This is a genomic window from Erwinia aeris (genome assembly GCF_041224955.1).
GTDB lineage: Bacteria > Pseudomonadota > Gammaproteobacteria > Enterobacterales > Enterobacteriaceae > Erwinia > Erwinia aeris.
This window is the reverse complement of the sequence record NZ_JBGFFX010000022.1, coordinates 1-20522: the sequence shown is the minus strand read 5'-3', so window position 1 is coordinate 20522 and position 20522 is coordinate 1. Positions and strand designations below refer to the sequence as shown.

Genomic DNA, 20522 nt, shown 5'->3' with positions numbered 1-20522 from the left:
ACTCCGGACAAGCAAATTTCCCTTAAGTCAGGAACTTGCTATGTCTACCCAGGTTAAGAAATCCAACCGCCGCGAACAGCGTGCTGAAGCGCAGCAGTTTATCGCTGCTTTACAGGGCACCGCTTTCCCCAATTCCAGACGCATTTATCTGACCGGTTCGCGAGCCGATCTGCGCGTTCCCATGCGTGAAATTCAGCTCTCGCCCACCCTGACCGGCGGCGGCAAAGACAATCCACAGTTTGAAGAAAACGAACCGGTGCCGGTTTACGATACCGCCGGCCCTTATGGCGATCCCGACGCCGCTATTGACGTGCGTGCCGGTATCGCCAGGCTGCGGGAAAGCTGGATTGCAGAGCGCGCCGATACGCAACCGATTGAGCAATTAAGCTCCGTTTATACGCAGCAGCGTCTGGCGGACGAAGGGCTTGATCATCTGCGCTTTGAGAATCTGCCGCGGCCGCGCCGCGCACAGGCTGGTCGCCGCGTCACGCAGCTGCACTACGCGCGCCAGGGCATTATCACGCCGGAAATGGAATTTATCGCGCTGCGCGAAAACATGGGCCGCGAGCGCGTTCGCAGCGAGGTGCTGTTGCAGCAGCATCCGGGACAGGATTTTGGCGCGCGGCTGCCGGAAAATATCACCGCCGAGTTTGTTCGTCAGGAAGTGGCTGCCGGACGCGCGATTATCCCGGCCAATATCAACCATCCTGAATCGGAGCCGATGATTATCGGCCGCAATTTCCTGGTGAAGATCAACGCCAATATCGGCAACTCTGCGGTCAGTTCTTCGATTGAAGAAGAGGTCGAAAAGCTGGTCTGGTCGGCACGCTGGGGAGCGGATACGGTGATGGACCTCTCCACCGGGCGAAATATCCATGAAACCCGCGAGTGGATCCTGCGCAACAGCCCGCTGCCGATTGGTACGGTGCCGATCTATCAGGCGCTGGAAAAAGTCAACGGCGTGGCGGAAGACCTCAACTGGGAAATATTCCGCGACACGCTGCTGGAGCAGGCTGAACAGGGCGTGGATTACTTCACCATCCATGCCGGCGTGCTGCTGCGCTATGTGCCGATGACGGCGAAACGCCTGACCGGCATCGTTTCGCGCGGCGGCTCCATTATGGCGAAGTGGTGCCTGTCGCATCATCGTGAAAGCTTTCTCTACGAACGCTTCAGTGACATTTGCGAGATCTGCGCCGCTTACGACGTCTCGCTGTCGCTGGGTGACGGCCTGCGTCCTGGCTCAATACAGGATGCCAACGACGAGGCGCAGTTTGCCGAGCTGCGCACGCTGGGCGAGCTGACGAAAATCGCCTGGGAATATGACGTGCAGGTGATGATTGAAGGGCCGGGACACGTGCCGATGCAAATGATCAGACGCAATATGACCGAGCAGCTCGAACACTGCCACGAGGCGCCTTTCTATACGCTTGGCCCGCTGACTACCGATATCGCGCCTGGCTACGACCATTTTACCTCCGGCATCGGCGCGGCGATGATTGGCTGGTTCGGCTGCGCCATGCTCTGCTACGTTACGCCGAAAGAACATCTGGGCCTGCCGAATAAAGAAGATGTCAAACAAGGTTTGATTACCTACAAGATCGCGGCCCACGCGGCGGATCTTGCCAAAGGCCATCCCGGCGCGCAGATCCGTGACAACGCCATGTCGAAAGCGCGTTTTGAATTCCGCTGGGAAGATCAGTTCAACCTGGCGCTGGATCCGCATACCGCACGCGCTTTCCACGATGAAACGCTGCCGCAGGAGTCCGGTAAGGTTGCCCACTTCTGCTCCATGTGCGGCCCGAAATTCTGCTCGATGAAAATCACCCAGGAAGTCCGCGAATACGCAGCAAAACAGGAGGCGGAAGCAGAGCCGATAGCGATCGGGATGGCGGAGATGTCAGAGACGTTCCGCCGTCGTGGCGGCGAGCTTTACCATGCCATGGATGCCTTAACGCAGGAGGAAAAATAATGAGCCGTAGCGCTTTTCCCCTGACGGCAGCCAGGCTGGGGCTTTATCCGGTGGTGGACAGCGTCATCTGGATCGAGCGTTTGCTGGCGGCTGGCGTGCGCACTATCCAGCTGCGCATTAAAGATCTGCCGGAAGCGGCGGTGGAACAGGATATCGCCGCGGCCATCGAGTTGGGTAAACGCTATCAGGCCCGTCTGTTTATCAACGATTACTGGCGGCTGGCGATTCAGCATGGCGCCTATGGCGTACACCTGGGCCAGGAAGATCTGGCTATTGCCGATCTGGATGCGATCCACCGCGCCGGGCTGCGGCTGGGGTTATCCACGCATGATGACGCGGAACTGGATCGCGCGCTGGCCGAGCGCCCATCCTACATCGCGCTGGGACACGTCTTTCCTACGCAAACTAAAGCTATGCCCTCTTCACCTCAGGGGCTTCAGGAGCTGAAGCGGCATGTCGGGCGCCTGCAGAACGTCTCAACCGTGGCTATCGGCGGTATCTCGCTGGCGCGGGCGCCAGACGTGCTGGCAACCGGCGTCGGCAGTATCGCCGTGGTCAGTGCCATTACCCAGGCGGCAGACTGGCAGGCCGCCACCGCGCAGCTGCTGGCGCTGGCAGGAAGCGGAGGGCCGCTTGATGCTTAGCGACGGCGATTTTATGCGTTACAGCCGCCAGCTGCTGCTGGAGGAGTTTGGCCCGCAGGCGCAGGAAAAGCTGCTGGCGGCCAGCGTGCTGATTGTCGGCCTGGGCGGCTTAGGCTCGCCGGCTGCGACGTATCTTGCCGCAGCCGGCGTGGGCAAGCTGCTGCTGGCCGATGACGACAGGGTGCATATCAGCAATTTGCAGCGTCAAATCCTCTACCGCAGCAGCGATATCGGCCAGCCAAAGGCCACGCTGGCGAAGGATCGTTTGCAGGCGCTGAATCCTCAGGTCGAGTTTATAGCGCTTGAGCAGCGTATGGATGCCGCCACGCTGCAGGAAACGGCGCAGCGGGTCGATCTGGTGCTGGACTGCAGCGACAATATGCAGACGCGTCACGCCGTGAATGCCGCCTGCGTCGCAGCCAGCACGCCGCTGATCAGCGCCAGCGCGGTCGGTTTCGGCGGCCAGCTGCTGGCGATCACCCCGCCTTTCCGGCGTGGCTGCTACTGCTGCCTGTGGCCCGATAAAGCGGAGCCGCAGCGCAACTGCCGCACCGCAGGCGTTCTCGGCCCGGTGGTCGGCGTGATGGGCACGCTGCAGGCGCTGGAAGCGTTGAAGATGCTGGCCGGCCAGCCGTCGGCGCTGGACGGCAAGCTGCGGCTGTTTGACGGCAAAACGCAGGCCTGGCGCACGCTTGACCTTGAGCGCAGCCCCGGCTGCCCGGTATGTGGAGGCCATCGTGAACATCATCATTAATGATGAGCCGCACGTTTTTGTCGCGCCGCTGACGCTGACCGCGCTGCTGGCGCAGCTTGCCCATAGCCATTCTGGCACCGCGCTGGCTGTCAATCAGCAGATTGTGCCGCGGGATCGCTGGGACACTCATCTTTTACAGGAAGGCGACAGCCTGGTGATTTTCCAGGCTATCGCCGGAGGTTAATATGCTACAGATTGCTGATAAAACCTTTTCTTCCCGGCTGTTTACCGGCACAGGTAAGTTCTCCAACCCTGCCGTGATGCTCAATGCACTTCGGGAATCCGGCACGCAGCTGGTGACAATGGCGATGAAACGCGTGGATTTACGCGGCGACGACGACGGCATTCTGGCGCCTTTACGTCAGCTGGGCGTGCAGCTTCTTCCCAATACTTCCGGCGCGAAAACCGCCGAAGAAGCCATTTTTGCCGCGCGCCTGGCGCGGGAAGCGCTGGGCACGAGCTGGGTGAAGCTGGAAATCCATCCCGACGTGCGTTATCTGCTGCCCGATGCCGTCGAAACGCTGAAGGCAGCGGAAACCCTGGTGCGGGAAGGCTTCACCGTGCTGCCCTACTGCCATGCCGATCCGGTGCTGTGCAGAAGGCTTGAAGAAGCGGGCTGTGCCGCCGTGATGCCGCTTGGCGCGCCGATTGGCAGCAATCAGGGGCTGAAAACCCGGGATTTGCTGACGATTATTATCGAGCAGGCCAGCGTCCCGGTGGTGATTGACGCAGGCATTGGCGCGCCCAGCCACGCCAGCGAAGCGCTGGAAATGGGCGCCGATGCGGTGCTGGTGAATACCGCCATGGCCTCTGCTCGCGATCCTGTGCAGATGGCGCGCGCTTTCCGCCTCGCTGTAGAAGCGGGCGAACTGGCGCGGCAAAGCGGCCTGGGCAGTCAGCAGCAGCAGGCCGTCGCCACCAGCCCGCTGACCAGCTTTTTGCAAAGCGGAGTGACGCCATGAAAAGCTTCGTCTCACAGTGGGAGCAGCTGGACTGGGACGATATCCACCTGCGCATCAACAGCAAAACTTCGGCTGACGTGAAGCGGGCGCTGAATGCGTCTGTCGTTGGCCGCGAGGAGCTGATGGCGCTGCTTTCGCCTGCCGCGCAGGCCTGGCTGGAACCGATGGCCCGTAAGGCGCAATTGTTGACGCGCCAGCGCTTCGGCCATGCCGTAAACCTCTTCGTTCCGCTTTATCTCTCCAACCTGTGCGCCAACGACTGCACCTATTGCGGCTTCTCTATGAGCAACCGGATCAAGCGTAAAACGCTGGATGCGCAGGAGATCGAGCGCGAGTGCCTGGCGATCCGGGCGATGGGCTTCGATCAGCTGCTGCTGGTCACCGGTGAGCATCAGGCGAAAGTTGGGATGGATTATTTTCGCCGTCATCTTCCCGCCATCCGCGCGCATTTCAGCTCGCTGATGATGGAAGTGCAGCCGCTGGGCCAGCAGGAGTATACGGAACTGAAAACGCTGGGGCTGGATGGCGTGCTGGTCTATCAGGAAACCTATCATCCAACGGTGTATGGTCAGCACCATCTGAAAGGCAACAAGCAGGACTTTTTCTTTCGGCTGGAAACGCCGGACAGGCTGGGACGCGCGGGGATCGATAAGATCGGGCTGGGCGCGCTGATCGGCCTTTCTGACAGCTGGCGCGCCGACTGTTATATGATGGCGGAACATCTGCTGTGGCTACAGAAAACGTACTGGCAAAGCCGCTATTCAGTGGCTTTCCCTCGCTTGCGCCCCTGCGCTGGCGGCATTCAGCCTGCTTCAGTCATGGATGAGGCCCAGCTGGTACAGGTTATCTGCGCGTTTCGTCTGTTTGCGCCGGAAGTGGAGCAGTCGCTGTCAACGCGCGAATCGCCGCAGTTCCGTGACAAGGTGGTGCCGCTGGCGATCAATACGATCAGCGCTTTCTCAAAAACGCAGCCTGGCGGCTACGCCGAGACGCAAAGCGAGCTGGAACAGTTCTCGCCGCACGATAATCGCCATCCGCGGCAGGTAGCCGAAGCGCTGATCCGTGCCGGCATGCAGCCGGTCTGGAAAGACTGGGACAGCTGGCTGGGAAGAGCCTGAGCGCCTGCGCTACCGGGACCGAGAAGACCTGCGTCTCCTGCCTGGTTCAGAGGAGCCTAAGCGCCTGCGCTGCCGGATATACCGGGCATCGGCATATCCGGCATGTCCGGCATTCTGTCCGGCGCATCCGCAAACAGCACCTGTCCCAACAGGCTGTCTTTATTTACCGCGCCATAGCGTAAATTAGTGCTTAGGTATTTCCGATCCAGCCCGGTCAGCTTAACGATAGGCGGCAGAACATCCGGCAGGCGATCGATCATCAGCATCCGGCTAAGCTGTACGGCGTCCCAGCTTACCAGACGCTGATAATAAAGCGCGTTGGCCTCGCACTTTCTTAAATAAAGGTTGTACTCATTATATTCACGCAGCGCCTGCTGCTGCGTAATATTCAGAATAAGGTATTGCGGATCGGTAATTTTCTGTACCAGTTCCTGATAATTGGGCAGCTGTTGAAGCTGCTTAAACATGTCTGCCGCGCCCAGCGTAATAATCGGGCGGAAATAGCGCAGCCAGCTTGCAATAAACGGGTTCTTTTTCGGGGCGGCCATAAACCAGGTTTCAATCACCGGATAGCGCCGATCGACAGTGGAGACATCGCGATAAAAGGCGACCATGTCATAACGGCTGTTGCCGTTGACCGCCAGAAATTCATCCAGCGTGCGGTTTAGTATTACGCTTGCATCCATCCAAACGCCGCCATATTTATACAGCAGCTCCAGGCGAATAACGTCGCTTCTGTGGGCAACCAGCATGTCCTGCCGCGTAAAGACCAGCTCCGGCAGATAGTGCGACAGATTACTGTCATTCACTACCGTTACTGACCAGTCCGGGTTCTCTCGCGCAACCTTATCAACAAAGCTCTGGATTTCCTTTGGCAGCGTCGAGCCGGCCCAGAACATCCAGACCCGTTCAGGAATTTCGCCGGGCGTTCTGTTATGAATAACGATATCCATATCCTGTTCCAGAGCAGGATTGTATTCCGCTAATTTTTTCCTTTTTAATAAGGCTTTTTCTATACGCAGGCGTAGCGAAACCGCATTTTTCAGCGCCGGGCGCACCATGGCCTTTATCTTATTTTTATTCATAATACCTCACAGCAGCTGGCTGACAGTGCTGAGCGACAAATGGAAAGCGCGGCGTATCCGGCAGCGGGAATTTGTATTAATTTAGCAAGGTGAGATAAACATCTCAATATTAAGACATTGCCATTAATAGATTTAAGAGAAAGCTCAGGGAAGAAATGAGAAGCAAAAATATAAATCAATGAAGATTTAAAATAGCCACCTGTGAAAAATCTTATAAATAAAAAATTAGTTTTCGCTTACTTTTTATTTTTTAACGTAAAAATGAATGCGCCTGATAAATATGCGGCACGACTTCCATAAATCCACTCTTGTTATGACTGGCCCTGTTAAAGCTGCCAGAATCGCTGCCGACGCTGGAGAAAAAGCGTCCGGGCCCGTCAGTTTTCCCTCGCGGGCCCGCCTCTTGCTACTTCACCAACAAATCAGGTAGCGCCGCTTCGATAGCCGCCCTGCGGACGGGTAAAGCAGATGCCACAGGAAAATATTGTAAGACGGCGGCGAGCAGCCTTTTAAAGCATCGCCCTTTGTACTGATGTTCAGCCTGGCGCGGCGGCTCTGGCTGGCCTGGCGACAGGAGGTATACAGCCGTAAAATATTAGCGCGATTAAGCGATGCGCAGCTGAAAGATATCGGGTTAACCGGCGATGACATTAAGCGATACAGGTAAAACGGGTCAGCCGAACCACGGATGCAGGGTATTCAGTAATAAAAAACCCCGCCAGCGCGGGGTTCTTTATTTCAGAAGAGGATTGCCGTCCTGCTCTGAAAGGTACTGATGGTATGCGAATACAAGTCAACCACCCGGTCAATATATCGTCATAAAGTATAAAAAACCAGCGTATTTTTATCCAATTTTTAGTACTTGATGATTCTGCATGCTTCGTCACTTATCGCATGTAATAACCTGGAACAACTTCTTTCTTACTGCGTGATAACTCGCATCTCTTCAATAATAAAATGTTGTTCATTGTCGTAGCTGTTATCGTTGCGTCGGGGCCGTTTCACCTGTTGCCGCAGGGCACCGGACTCAGGGAACGGGTTCTGTGATACCGCGAAAAACAAGTCAATCACACTGCTTGTTTCGTTTGCAGCGTTCCGGTGGGCAGTAGACGATAGCGGTTCCTGAGAAGGGAATCTTCCATGAAAAAACGCCACGGACTTTTTTTAGTCACGTTATTCATGGCGCTGATGTTAAGCGGAAAAGGAGCCTGGCAAATTCACCTGTCGAATATCCATATCCTGTTTAACGTAAATCAGAGCAGTCAGGCCGCAAGCCGCTCTCCGGGGCGGATTTTTTACGATCACACGTAACGATTTCGGGGGCGGCTTTTTTACGGCCATACGTCATGGCGCTGACTGACGAACAATAGGTAACGCTTTCCGGGGCGGCTTTTTTACGGCCATATCCCGACGCTGTCTGACCCATCCTCAAATTTCAGGCATAAAAAAACCCCACCGAAGTGGGGTTTTTACGGTCAGCAGGAAAGACGATTAATCGTCGTTGCCGCCCAGACCCGCGTTCAGCAGTTCTGCCAGGCTGGCTGACGCTTCGTCGGCCGTGACCTGAGGAACTACAGGCGCTTCGCCTGCCGCTTTACGGCGCATACGATCCTGGTGATAAGCGTAACCGGTACCGGCTGGGATCAGACGACCCACGATTACGTTCTCTTTCAGGCCGCGCAGTTCGTCGCGTTTGCCCGCAACGGCTGCTTCGGTCAGTACGCGCGTCGTTTCCTGGAAGGAAGCGGCGGAGATGAAGGACTCGGTCGCCAGTGACGCTTTGGTGATACCCAGCAGATCGCGCATATAGGTCGCTGCGATTTTGCCGTTGGCTTCCAGCTCACGGTTAGAAATCTTAACGCGTGAAACTTCAACCTGCTCGCCGTCCAGGAAGTCGGAGCTGCCCGCGCTTGCAATGGTTGCTTTACGCAGCATCTGACGAACGATGACTTCGATGTGCTTATCGTTAATCTTAACGCCCTGCAGGCGGTAAACTTCCTGCACTTCGTTAGTGATGTAACGGGTCACCGCATGCACGCCACGCAGACGCAGAATGTCATGTGGAGACTCTGGGCCATCGGAAACCACGTCACCGCGCTCTACGCGTTCACCTTCGAACACGTTCAGCTGACGCCATTTCGGGATCATCTCTTCGTACGGATCGCTACCGTCAACCGGCGTAATCACCAGACGACGCTTGCCTTTGGTCTCTTTACCGAAGGAGATAATACCGCTGATCTCCGCCAGGATTGCTGGCTCTTTCGGACGACGCGCTTCGAACAGGTCAGCAACGCGTGGCAGACCACCGGTGATGTCCTTGGTACCGCCGGATTCCTGCGGAACACGAGCCAGGGTATCACCCGAGCTGATTTTCACGCCGTCTTCCAGCTGCACAATCGCTTTACCCGGCAGGAAGTACTGAGCAGGCATATCGGAGCCTGGGATCATCACATCATTGCCGTTGGCATCAACGATTTTCAGCGCAGGACGCAGATCTTTACCGCCGGACGTACGCTCTGCGCTGTCCAGGATCACCAGAGAAGACAGACCGGTCAGGTCATCCGTCTGGCGGGTAATGGTCTGGCCGTCGATCATGTCGGTAAAGCGGACGAAACCGCTCACTTCGGTGATAACTGGCATGGTGTGCGGATCCCAGTTTGCTACGGTCTCGCCCGCTGCAACCTGCTCGCCGTCGCCTTTCGCCATGGTAGAACCGTAAGGAACCTTATAGCTCTCTTTGGTACGACCGAATTCATCGATCATTTTCAGCTCGGTGTTACGCGAGGTGATAACCAGTTTGCCAGCGGAGTTGGTAACCGACTTGGCGTTAGAGAGTTTAATGGTACCTTTGTTCTTCACCTGAATGCTGGATTCAGCAGCCGCACGCGATGCCGCACCACCGATGTGGAACGTACGCATGGTCAGCTGAGTACCCGGCTCACCGATGGACTGTGCTGCGATAACGCCGATGGCCTCACCTTTGTTGATGATGTGACCACGCGCCAGATCGCGTCCATAACAGTGGGCGCACACGCCGAAGTCAGTTTCACAACTTACTACGGAGCGGACTTTCAGGCTGTCGACAGAATGCTCTTCCAACAGGTCACACTGCTGTTCGTGCAGCAGGGTGTTGCGTGGCAGCAGGATGTCGGCCGTACCCGGCTTCAGCACGTCTTCTGCGGTAACACGACCCAGTACGCGTTCGCGCAGCGGTTCTTTCACGTCGCCACCTTCGATAACCGGAGTCATCATGATGCCTTCGTGCGTGCCACAGTCGTCCTCGGTCACCACCAGATCCTGCGCTACGTCTACCAGACGACGAGTCAGGTAACCGGAGTTCGCGGTTTTCAGTGCGGTATCCGCAAGACCTTTACGAGCACCGTGGGTCGAGATGAAGTACTGGAGTACGTTCAGACCTTCACGGAAGTTCGCGGTAATTGGCGTCTCGATGATGGAGCCATCTGGCTTAGCCATCAGGCCACGCATACCGGCCAGCTGACGGATCTGCGCAGCAGAACCACGAGCACCGGAGTCGGCCATCATAAAGATGCTGTTGAAGGAAACCTGGCGCTCTTCCTCACCGTCACGGTTAATGACGACTTCGGTAGAGAGGTTTTCCATCATCGCTTTCGCAACGCGTTCGTTGGCCGCAGCCCAGATATCGATCACTTTGTTGTAGCGTTCGCCCGCGGTAACCAGACCAGACTGGAACTGCTCCTGGATCTCGGCCACTTCGGTTTCCGCTTCGCTGATGATCTCAACTTTTTTCTCTGGGATCACCATGTCGTCGATACCTACAGACGCACCAGAGCGTGCCGCGTAGGCAAAACCGGTGTACATGGTCTGGTCAGCAAAGATAACCGTTGGCTTCAGGCCCAGGATGCGGTAACAGGTGTTCAGCATCTTGGAGATCGCTTTCTTACCCAGCGCCTGGTTGACGATGGAGTAAGGCAGGCCTTTCGGCACGATCATCCACAGGATGGCACGACCAACCGTGGTATCGATCAGGCTGGTTTTTGAGGTCCATTCGCCCTGCTCGTTTTTCTCGTGCTCGGTGATACGCACCTTAACGCGAGCGTGCAGAGACGCCAGGCCAGCGCGGTAAATACGCTCGGCTTCTTTTGGACCGGTCAGCACCATGCCTTCGCCTTTGGCGTTAACACAGTCGCGGGTCATGTAGTACAGACCCAGTACAACGTCCTGTGAAGGAACGATGATTGGCTCGCCGTTCGCAGGTGACAGGATGTTGTTGGTAGACATCATCAGCGCACGCGCTTCCAGCTGGGCTTCCAGCGTCAGCGGCACGTGAACAGCCATCTGGTCACCATCGAAGTCGGCGTTATAAGCCGCACAGACCAGCGGGTGCAGCTGGATAGCTTTACCTTCGATCAGCACTGGCTCAAATGCCTGGATGCCCAGACGGTGCAGCGTTGGCGCACGGTTCAGCAGGACCGGGTGTTCGCGGATCACTTCATCCAGGATATCCCAGACGACAGCTTCTTCACGCTCAACCATTTTCTTGGCGGCTTTGATGGTGGTAGCAAGACCACGCAGCTCCAGCTTGCCGTAGATAAACGGTTTGAACAGCTCCAGCGCCATTTTCTTCGGCAGACCACACTGGTGCAGACGCAGGTATGGCCCTACGGTGATAACGGAACGACCAGAGTAGTCGACGCGTTTACCCAGCAGGTTCTGACGGAAACGACCCTGTTTACCTTTGATCATATCGGCCAAAGATTTCAGAGGACGCTTGTTGGAGCCGGTGATGGCACGACCGCGACGACCGTTATCCAGCAGCGCATCGACCGCTTCCTGCAGCATACGTTTTTCGTTACGTACGATGATGTCAGGTGCGGCCAGATCCAGCAGGCGCTTCAGACGGTTGTTACGGTTGATAACGCGACGATACAGATCGTTCAGATCTGAAGTAGCGAAACGACCGCCGTCCAACGGCACCAGCGGACGCAGATCCGGCGGCAGTACAGGCAGCACGGTCAGGATCATCCACTCTGGCTTGTTGCCAGACTGCACGAACGCTTCCAGCAGCTTGATACGCTTGGTCAGCTTTTTACGCTTGGTTTCGGAATTGGTTTCGTTCAGCTCTTCACGCAGCTGCTCGCATTCCTGCTCCAGATCCATGTTTTTCAACAGGGCCTGAACCGCTTCCGCACCCATTTTCGCGTCGAATTCGTCACCGAACTCTTCCAGCGCGTCCAGATACTGCTCTTCGGTCAGGATCTGACGGCGCTCAAGGTTGGTCATGCCGCCTTCAACCACCACATAGGATTCGAAGTACAGCACGCGTTCGATGTCACGCAGCGGCATATCCAGCAGCAAACCGATGCGCGAAGGCAGCGATTTCAGGAACCAGATGTGCGCAGTCGGCGAAGCCAGCTCGATGTGGCCCATACGCTCACGGCGAACTTTGGTCTGTGTAACTTCAACGCCACACTTCTCACAGATCACGCCGCGATGTTTTAAACGCTTGTACTTACCGCACAGGCATTCGTAATCTTTTACCGGCCCGAAAATACGCGCACAGAAAAGCCCGTCACGTTCTGGTTTGAACGTACGGTAGTTAATGGTTTCTGGCTTTTTAACTTCACCAAAAGACCAGGAACGGATCATGTCTGGCGAAGCCAGCGCAATTTTGATCGCATCAAACTCTTCGGTCTTAGTTTGCGCTTTCAGAAACTTAAGTAAGTCTTTCACGGATTAGCTCCCGTCGGAGTGAGACTTCTCAGGACGCCCGGGGCCGGGCGTCCTGTAACCAGTACAAATTCGAGTGCTTACTCGTCTTCCAGCTCGATGTTAATACCCAGCGAGCGGATCTCTTTCAACAGTACGTTGAAGGATTCCGGCATGCCCGGTTCCATCTGATGGTTGCCGTCAACGATGTTTTTATACATCTTGGTACGGCCGTTGACGTCATCAGACTTCACGGTCAGCATTTCCTGCAGGGTATAGGCGGCGCCGTATGCTTCCAGCGCCCACACTTCCATCTCACCGAAGCGCTGTCCACCGAACTGCGCCTTACCACCCAGCGGCTGCTGAGTAACGAGGCTGTAAGAACCGGTAGAACGCGCGTGCATCTTGTCATCCACTAAGTGGTTGAGTTTCAGCATGTACATGTAGCCAACGGTAACCTGACGCTCAAACTGCTCGCCGGTACGGCCATCAAACAGGGTAATCTGACCGGAAGAAGGCAGGCCGCCGAGCTGCAGCAGCTCTTTGATCTCGCTCTCTTTCGCGCCGTCAAACACTGGCGTGGCGATTGGCATACCTTTTTTCAGGTTCTCTGCCAGACGCAGTACTTCGTCATCGCTGAAGGTATTCAGGTCTACTTTCTGACGCACGTCGGTGCCCAGATCGTAAGCGCGCTGAATAAACTCACGCAGTTTGGAGACTTCTTCCTGCTTTTTCAGCATGGCGTTGATTTTCTCGCCGATGCCTTTAGCAGCCATACCCAGGTGGGTTTCAAGAATCTGACCAATGTTCATACGTGACGGTACGCCCAGCGGGTTCAGTACGATATCGACCGGCGTGCCGTTCTCATCGTATGGCATATCTTCGATCGGGTTGATCTTGGAGATAACACCTTTGTTCCCGTGACGACCTGCCATTTTGTCACCAGGCTGGATCTGACGTTTAACGGCCAGATACACTTTAACGATTTTCAGCACGCCAGGTGCCAGGTCATCGCCCTGAGTGATTTTGCGGCGTTTCGCTTCGAGTTTCTTCTCAAACTCGTGCTTCAGCTCGTCGTACTGCTCCGCCAGCTGCTCCAGCTGACTCTGTTTTTCTTCGTCGGTCAGGCCGAGTTCCAGCCAGCGCTCGCGCGGCAGCTTGTCCAGTTTTTCCGCTTCCACGCCGCCGGAAACCAGCAGGTAGTTGATACGGCTGAACAGGCCGGCTTCGAGGATCTGCAGTTCTTCAGACAGGTCTTTCTTCGCCTGCTTCAGCTGCATCTCTTCGATTTCCAGCGCGCGCTTGTCTTTTTCCACGCCATCGCGGGTAAAGACCTGCACGTCGATAACGGTACCGGACACGCCGTTTGGTACGCGCAGAGAAGAGTCTTTAACGTCAGACGCTTTCTCACCGAAGATGGCACGCAGCAGTTTCTCTTCTGGCGTCAGCTGGGTTTCGCCTTTAGGCGTCACCTTACCAACCAGAATGTCGCCGCCGGTCACTTCCGCACCGATATAAACGATACCGGATTCATCCAGTTTCGAGAGCGCAGCTTCACCCACGTTAGGGATATCAGCAGTGATCTCTTCCGGCCCCAGCTTGGTGTCGCGAGACACACAGGCGAGTTCCTGAATATGGATAGTGGTGAAGCGATCTTCCTGTACCACACGCTCGGAGACCAGAATGGAGTCTTCGAAGTTGTAGCCGTTCCAAGGCATGAACGCGACGCGCATGTTCTGACCCAGCGCCAGCTCGCCCAGATCCGTTGAAGGACCATCGGCCAGCACGTCACCGCGCTCGATTGGCTCGCCCAGGTTGACACACGGCATCTGGTTGATGCAGGTGTTCTGGTTAGAACGGGTGTACTTGGTCAGGTTGTAAATGTCGATACCGGCTTCGCCCGGGTACATCTCGTCTTCGTTAACTTTAATAACGATACGGGACGCATCCACGTACTGAACGGTACCACCACGTTTCGCTACGGCTGTTACACCGGAGTCAACCGCTACCGCGCGTTCCATACCGGTACCAACCAGCGGCTTGTCAGCGCGCAGAGTCGGAACCGCCTGACGTTGCATGTTTGCACCCATCAATGCGCGGTTGGCGTCATCGTGCTCCAGGAACGGGATCAGGGACGCACCGACGGAAACCACCTGCTGGGTGGAAACGTCCATGTAGTCAACCTGGTCGCGGCTGAACAGGCTCGATTCGCCTTTGCTACGGCAGGTCACCAGGTCGTCTACGAAGTGACCTTCGTCGTCGAGGTTGGTGTTTGCCTGAGCGATAACGTAGTTACCCTCTTCAATTGCAGAGAGGTAATGAATTTCGTCGGTCACCACGCCTTCGCGAACGCGACGGTATGGGGTTTCCAGGAAACCGTACTCGTTGGTCTGCGCATAAACAGACAGGGAGTTGATCAGACCGATGTTTGGACCTTCAGGCGTTTCGATTGGGCACACGCGACCGTAGTGAGTCGGGTGAACGTCTCGAACTTCAAAGCCTGCACGCTCACGCGTCAGACCGCCCGGGCCAAGTGCAGAGATACGACGCTTGTGCGTAATCTCAGACAGCGGGTTGTTCTGGTCCATAAACTGTGACAGCTGGCTGGAACCAAAGAACTCTTTCACTGCCGCAGAAATCGGCTTGGCGTTGATCATATCCTGAGGCATCAGGGTATCGAGATCGCCCAGGGAAAGACGTTCTTTCACCGCACGCTCAACACGAACCAGACCTACACGGAACTGGTTTTCAGCCATTTCGCCGACGGAACGGATACGACGGTTGCCGAGGTGGTCGATATCATCCACTTCGCCAATACCGTTACGGATACCGATGAGCTTCTTCATCACTTCAATGATGTCGTCTTTGCTCAGGATACCGGAACCTTCGATCTCGTCACGCAGCAGAGAACGGTTGAACTTCATACGGCCAACCGCTGACAGATCGTAGCGGTCTTCCGAGAAGAACAGGTTCTCGAACAGGTTTTCAGCCGCTTCACGCGTTGGCGGTTCGCCAGGACGCATCATGCGGTAGATCTCAACCAGCGCGCTCAGGCGATCGGTGGTTGGGTCGACGCGTACGGTCTCAGAGATGTACGGGCCGTGATCCAGATCGTTGGTAAACAGCGTTTCAATGCGCTTGTGGCCGGACTGGCTCAGCTTGGCCAGCAGATCCAGCGACAGCTCCATGTTCGCGGCAACGATCAGTTCGCCGGTGCTTTCGTCGATGTAATCTTTAGCGACGACTTTACCCGCGATATATTCAACCGGAACTTCGATGTGCTCAACGCCATCTTTTTCCAGCTGACGAATGTGGCGTGCTGTAATGCGACGGCCTTTCTCAACGTAAATAGTACCGTTGGCTTCGATATCGAAGGAGGCAGTCTCACCGCGCAGGCGCTCAGGAACCAGTTCCATCTGCAGCTTGTTGTTGCGGATCTCATACACCACTTTATCGAAGAACAGGTCAAGGATCTGCTCAGTGGTGTAGTTCAGCGCGCGCAGAATGATGGTCGCTGGCAGCTTACGGCGACGGTCAATACGAACGAACAGGTTGTCTTTCGGGTCAAACTCGAAGTCTAACCAGGAACCACGGTAAGGGATGATGCGTGCGTTATACAGCACTTTGCCCGACGAGTGGGTTTTACCCTTATCGCTGTCAAAGAAGACACCAGGACTACGATGCAGCTGAGAAACGATAACGCGTTCTGTACCGTTGATCACAAAGGTACCGTTATCGGTCATGAGCGGAATTTCGCCCATGTACACTTCCTGCTCTTTGATGTCTTTAACGGTGCCTTCCGGCGCTTCACGCTCGTAGATCACCAGGCGCAGTTTTACGCGCAAAGGGGCAGAATACGTGACGCCACGGATCTGACACTCTTTAACATCAAAGACGGGTTCGCCTAAACGGTAGCTGACGTACTGCAGCTCAGAGTTACCGCTATAGCTTTGGATAGGGAATACGGAACGGAATGCCGCTTCCAGACCATATTGACCTTCCGGATCTTGCTCGATGAACTTCTGGAACGAGTCAAGCTGGATAGAAAGGAGATAAGGAATGTCCAGAACCTGCGGACGTTTTCCAAAATCCTTACGAATGCGTTTTTTCTCGGTATAGGAGTAAACCATAGGGTTCCTCAGCTCGCTGAAAAGTAGAACCTCTCTGTCCGTCCAGGGGGGACAGTTCATGCAACACTATTTTGTTGGGCCGGAATGAACATCTTCCGTAATACCTCTTTCTATCACTCTTAAATCATTTCGTTGCCGTGCAAGGCAGGGAACCCTGCGGGGAAGCAATATATTAAGGCGTCGATAGAAAAAGACATTAAGCAAATCAGTGACTAAACGGTGTGAAACGCCACTGACGCTCTACAGCGCAAAAAGGCTGGTGACCAAAAAGTCACCAGCCGTCAGCCTGATTAACTCAGGCTGCAACCTGAAAGGTTGGCTTATTTAACTTCAACTTCTGCGCCAGCTTCTTCCAGAGATTTCTTCAGAGCTTCTGCGTCGTCTTTGCTGATGCCTTCTTTCAGGGCAGCAGGTGCAGACTCAACCAGGTCTTTAGCTTCTTTCAGGCCCAGACCAGTTGCGCCACGTACGGCTTTGATTACGGCAACTTTGTTAGCGCCGATAGCTTTCAGTACAACGTCGAACTCAGTTTTTTCTTCAGCAGCTTCAGCCGGGCCTGCAGCAACAGCTACAGCAGCAGCAGCAGAAACGCCGAATTTTTCTTCCATAGCGGAAACCAGCTCAACAACGTCCATTACAGACATAGCCGCTACTGCTTCCAGAATTTGATCTTTAGTGATAGACATGACAATTGTTCCTGTGAATCAGAAATAGTTTATACGTTAAAGTGCAACGGGCAAAAAGCTTAAGCAGCTTCTTTCGCGTCGCGTACGGCAGCCAGGGTGCGGACCAGTTTGCCTGCAGCGGCTTCTTTCATGGTCGACATCAGACGTGCCAGCGCTTCTTCGTAAGTTGGCAGAGTTGCCAGACGGTCGATATTCGCCGCCGTGATCAGCTCACCTTCAAAGGCCGCAGCTTTGACCTCAAATTTTGCATTCGCTTTCGCGAACTCTTTGAACAGACGAGCAGCAGCGCCCGGGTGTTCCATAGAGTATGCAATCAGGGTCGGACCAACAAACGTGTCTTTCAGGATCTCAAACTGAGTTCCTTCAACGACGCGGCGCAGCAGGGTGTTGCGAACAACACGCATGTAAACGCCAGCTTCACGACCTGCTTTACGCAGTTCAGTCATTTTGTCTACGGTCACGCCGCGGGAATCCGCAACTACCGCAGACAGCGCGCCTTTGGCTACTTCGGTGACTTCAGCAACAATCGCTTGTTTGTCTTGAAGATTTAATGCCATTAGCTTTTGCTCCTGGATTTTGACCGGGGAAGGATTCCCCCGGAACTCACATCACCTGCGACCGAAGTCAGCAGGCGCTCAAACACGGTGAGCAGAATCCAGCAAAGACTATAAAAATATTCTTCAGGTTCTGTCACCGTCTACGCAGGAAATTAAGTTCCTTTCGAAACACCTGCGGTCTTGGACGGAGGCCTGGATAAGGCCAGGCTCCAACCGAAAATTCTGTCTATTCTGCGTCATTCGGATACTGCGTTGGCCGCTCTCGTTCACACCAGTTACATAGCGGGCTATGCTCCCGGCGATTCACTGCTTTGCCGCCTTGTCTCGGTCCGATTGACTTAAATAGAGGTTCTGTATATTTACAGAACAACGGGCCAAAGATTCTAGTCGAAAATTTCGCCCGCGTAAAGCAGATTAGTTAGCTACAGCGTTCAGGCCAGCCTGATCAACTGCCACACCCGCACCCATAGTGGTGGAGATGCTAACTTTCTTGATGAAAACGCCTTTCGCCTGAGAAGGTTTCGCTTTTTTCAGCGCAACCAGCAGGGCTTCCAGGTTTTCTTTCAGCTTATCGGACTCGAAATCAACCTTACCGATAGTGGTATGGATGATGCCGTTTTTGTCGTTACGATAGCGAACCTGGCCCGCTTTAGCGTTTTTAACCGCTTCAGCAACGTTTGGCGTTACGGTGCCAACTTTCGGGTTTGGCATCAGACCGCGTGGGCCCAGAACCTGGCCCAGCTGGCCAACAACGCGCATCGCATCCGGAGAGGCGATAACCACGTCAAAGTTCATTTCGCCTTTTTTGATCTGGTCAGCCAGATCTTCCATACCTACCAGCTCTGCGCCAGCTGCTTTAGCAGCTTCAGCGTTTGCGCCCTGGGTAAATACGGCAACGCGTACTGAACGACCGGTACCGTGTGGCAGTACGGTTGCACCGCGCACGTTCTGGTCAGATTTACGAGCATCAATGCCCAGGTTTACTGCTACGTCAACGCTTTCTACGAACTTGGCCGTTGCCAGTTCCTTCAGCAGAGCGACAGCTTCGTTGATGTCATACTGTTTAGTTGCATCAACTTTGTCACGGATCACGCGCATGCGCTTGGTCAGCTTAGCCATTTCTTAGTCCTCTACCACCAGGCCCATGGAACGAGCAGTACCTTCGATTGAGCGAGTCATCGCTTCAACGTCAGCACCAGTCATGTCCGCAGCTTTGGTTTCTGCGATTTCACGTACCTGAGCGCGTGATACTTTACCTACTTTGTCTTTGTTCGGCTTGCCGGAACCAGACTTGATACCCGCCGCTTTCTTCAGCAGTACAGCTGCCGGAGGCGTTTTGGTAACGAAGGTGAAAGAACGGTCAGAATAAACGGTAATAACAACCGGGATCGGCAGACCTTTCTCAACGGATTCTGTTTTGGCGTTAAACGCTTTACAGAATTCCATGATGTTAACGCCCTGCTGACCCAGTGCCGGACCTACTGGCGGACTTGGGTTTGCCATACCGGCTGCAACCTGCAGCTTGACGTAGGCTTGTACTTTCTTAGCCATGATAATTCCTCTATTGGGTTCAATCGCTCGGCAAAGAGCTCCCCGTAATTAATATTCACGCGCTGTAGCAGCGCATAAAAACAAAAGGCGCGAAATTGTAGGGCAATTTCGCGCCTTCCGCAACCGTTATTCTGGTTATCGGCTTACATTTTATGCAGGCCGATCAGCCTTTCTCAACCTGTCCAAAGTCCAGCTCAACCGGCGTAGCGCGGCCAAAGATGGAAACGGAAACTTTCAGGCGGCTTTTTTCATAATCCACTTCTTCCACCACACCGTTGAAGTCGGCAAACGGACCGTCGTTAACGCGGACCATTTCACCTGGTTCAAACAGGGTTTTCGGACGTGGCTTATCGCCAGCAGACTGCAGGCGGTTCATGATCGCGTCGACTTCTTTATCGCTAATAGGTGCCGGACGATCGGATGTACCACCAATGAAACCCATGACGCGCGGCACGCTGCGCACTAAGTGCCAGCTTGCATCGTTCATGACCATTTGTACCAGAACATAGCCCGGGAAGAACTTGCGTTCGCTTTTGCGACGCTGACCGCCACGGATTTCAACCACTTCTTCGGTTGGCACCATGACGTCGCCAAAAAGCTCTTCCATGTTATGTAATTTGATATGCTCGCGCAGCGACTGGGCTACACGGCCTTCAAAGCCGGAAAACGCCTGAACGACGTACCAGCGCTTTTTTGGAGCTTCAGACATCTCAGAACCTCAGGCCAGTGATAAACGATACCAGACGGACCAGAATACCATCCAGTCCCCACAAAATCAGTGACATCACGGCAGTAACCGCGGCAACGATTAACGTGGTATGCAACGTTTCCTGACGAGTCGGCCAAATAACCTTGCGAACTTCTGTGCGCGCTTCGCGGGCAAAAGCCAGGGTTGCTTTGCCCTTCGTCGTCAGCAGCGCAATGCCACCTGCTGCTGCGATCAGGATTACAACGGCCAGCGCGCGCAGCGGGAGGGTGACTTCACGATAGTAGTAGTTGCCAACCACGGCCACGAGCAGCAGCAGCGCCACCACTAACCACTTTACCGTTTCCAGTCCACGCCCGCTCCCTTGAGCTTCGGTATTAGCACTCATAAACCAACCTGCCACAATAGATCAGAAACTATTTTGCCCCGTAATACGCGGCAACCGAACCGAATAATGCGCTCAGGCGAAACTCGGCATATAACGCCGTGCTACAGAGCCTGCCTCAGCAATGATTATGGTTGAAAATCACTGATGAGCCAGGTTCTATGTTACAGCGTGCAAAAAGGGCATCAAATGATGCCCTCTTCTTGTGCGTTGCGTCAAATATTATCAGCGATTAAGCGATAACTTTAGCAACAACACCCGCGCCAACGGTACGACCACCTTCG

Annotated in this window: 16 protein-coding genes; 7 read left to right on the top strand and 9 right to left on the bottom strand. The window is 54.9% G+C overall.

Annotation, left to right across the window (positions count from 1 at the left end; genetic code table 11):
* The first annotated feature begins 40 nt into the window (after nt 1–40).
* Genes thiC through thiH form a run of 6 tightly spaced genes read left to right on the top strand, consistent with a single transcriptional unit; the run spans nt 41 to nt 5450 of the window.
* Nucleotides 41–1972: a phosphomethylpyrimidine synthase ThiC gene (thiC, locus tag AB6T85_RS23280; protein ID WP_253456266.1), complete on the top strand. Its 1932-nt coding sequence runs from the start codon at nt 41–43 to the stop codon at nt 1970–1972.
* Nucleotides 1972–2616 carry a thiamine phosphate synthase gene (thiE, locus tag AB6T85_RS23275; protein ID WP_301253452.1) on the top strand — a complete coding sequence of 215 codons (645 nt, stop codon included), beginning with the start codon at nt 1972–1974 and terminating at the stop codon, nt 2614–2616. Before thiC ends, thiE begins: the two co-directional genes overlap by 1 nt.
* Complete coding sequence (locus AB6T85_RS23270; protein WP_253461160.1) at nt 2609–3370, top strand: HesA/MoeB/ThiF family protein; 762 nt, start codon at nt 2609–2611, stop codon at nt 3368–3370. The genes thiE and AB6T85_RS23270 overlap by 8 nt, the downstream gene beginning before the upstream one ends.
* A complete protein-coding gene (gene thiS, locus AB6T85_RS23265; RefSeq protein ID WP_369896988.1) occupies nt 3354–3554 on the top strand; it encodes a sulfur carrier protein ThiS in 201 nt (66 codons plus the stop codon). The genes AB6T85_RS23270 and thiS overlap by 17 nt, the downstream gene beginning before the upstream one ends.
* A gap of 1 nt (nt 3555) precedes the next feature.
* Nucleotides 3556–4332: a thiazole synthase gene (locus tag AB6T85_RS23260; protein WP_369896986.1), complete on the top strand. Its 777-nt coding sequence runs from the start codon at nt 3556–3558 to the stop codon at nt 4330–4332.
* Nucleotides 4329–5450, top strand: a complete 1122-nt coding sequence (gene thiH, locus AB6T85_RS23255; protein ID WP_369896984.1) for a 2-iminoacetate synthase ThiH — start codon at nt 4329–4331, stop codon at nt 5448–5450. Before AB6T85_RS23260 ends, thiH begins: the two co-directional genes overlap by 4 nt.
* Before the next feature lie 56 nt (nt 5451–5506).
* Here the strand turns inward: thiH and AB6T85_RS23250 are convergent, their stop codons facing one another.
* Nucleotides 5507–6535 carry a glycosyltransferase family 32 protein gene (locus AB6T85_RS23250; RefSeq protein ID WP_253456279.1) on the bottom strand — a complete coding sequence of 343 codons (1029 nt, stop codon included), beginning with the start codon at nt 6533–6535 and terminating at the stop codon, nt 5507–5509.
* Between the two features lie 532 nt (nt 6536–7067).
* Between AB6T85_RS23250 and AB6T85_RS23245 the strand changes: the two genes are divergently transcribed.
* On the top strand, nt 7068–7202 hold the full coding sequence (locus AB6T85_RS23245) for a DUF1127 domain-containing protein (protein ID WP_253456282.1): 135 nt from the start codon (nt 7068–7070) through the stop codon (nt 7200–7202).
* Between the two features lie 824 nt (nt 7203–8026).
* On the opposite strand, the gene rpoC is transcribed toward AB6T85_RS23245, so the two are convergent.
* From rpoC to secE, 8 genes are all read right to left on the bottom strand, one after another.
* Entirely contained in the window at nt 8027–12247 is a 4221-nt protein-coding gene (gene rpoC / locus AB6T85_RS23240; protein WP_125290948.1) for a DNA-directed RNA polymerase subunit beta', read from the bottom strand.
* A gap of 77 nt (nt 12248–12324) precedes the next feature.
* Entirely contained in the window at nt 12325–16353 is a 4029-nt protein-coding gene (gene rpoB / locus AB6T85_RS23235) for a DNA-directed RNA polymerase subunit beta (RefSeq protein ID WP_253456284.1), read from the bottom strand.
* A 320-nt stretch (nt 16354–16673) separates the two neighbouring features.
* On the bottom strand, nt 16674–17039 hold the full coding sequence (rplL, locus tag AB6T85_RS23230; protein WP_253456287.1) for a 50S ribosomal protein L7/L12: 366 nt from the start codon (nt 17037–17039) through the stop codon (nt 16674–16676).
* 59 nt (nt 17040–17098) lie between these two features.
* Nucleotides 17099–17596, bottom strand: coding sequence for a 50S ribosomal protein L10 (gene rplJ, locus AB6T85_RS23225; protein ID WP_125290945.1), 498 nt, complete (start codon nt 17594–17596; stop codon nt 17099–17101).
* A 414-nt stretch (nt 17597–18010) separates the two neighbouring features.
* Entirely contained in the window at nt 18011–18715 is a 705-nt protein-coding gene (rplA, locus tag AB6T85_RS23220; protein WP_125290944.1) for a 50S ribosomal protein L1, read from the bottom strand.
* A 3-nt stretch (nt 18716–18718) separates the two neighbouring features.
* Complete coding sequence (gene rplK, locus AB6T85_RS23215; RefSeq protein WP_125290943.1) at nt 18719–19147, bottom strand: 50S ribosomal protein L11; 429 nt, start codon at nt 19145–19147, stop codon at nt 18719–18721.
* A 163-nt stretch (nt 19148–19310) separates the two neighbouring features.
* Nucleotides 19311–19856: a transcription termination/antitermination protein NusG gene (gene nusG / locus AB6T85_RS23210; RefSeq protein WP_024966040.1), complete on the bottom strand. Its 546-nt coding sequence runs from the start codon at nt 19854–19856 to the stop codon at nt 19311–19313.
* Nucleotide 19857: 1 nt separating this feature from the next.
* Nucleotides 19858–20241, bottom strand: coding sequence for a preprotein translocase subunit SecE (gene secE / locus AB6T85_RS23205; protein WP_253456291.1), 384 nt, complete (start codon nt 20239–20241; stop codon nt 19858–19860).
* Nucleotides 20242–20522 lie beyond the last annotated feature (281 nt).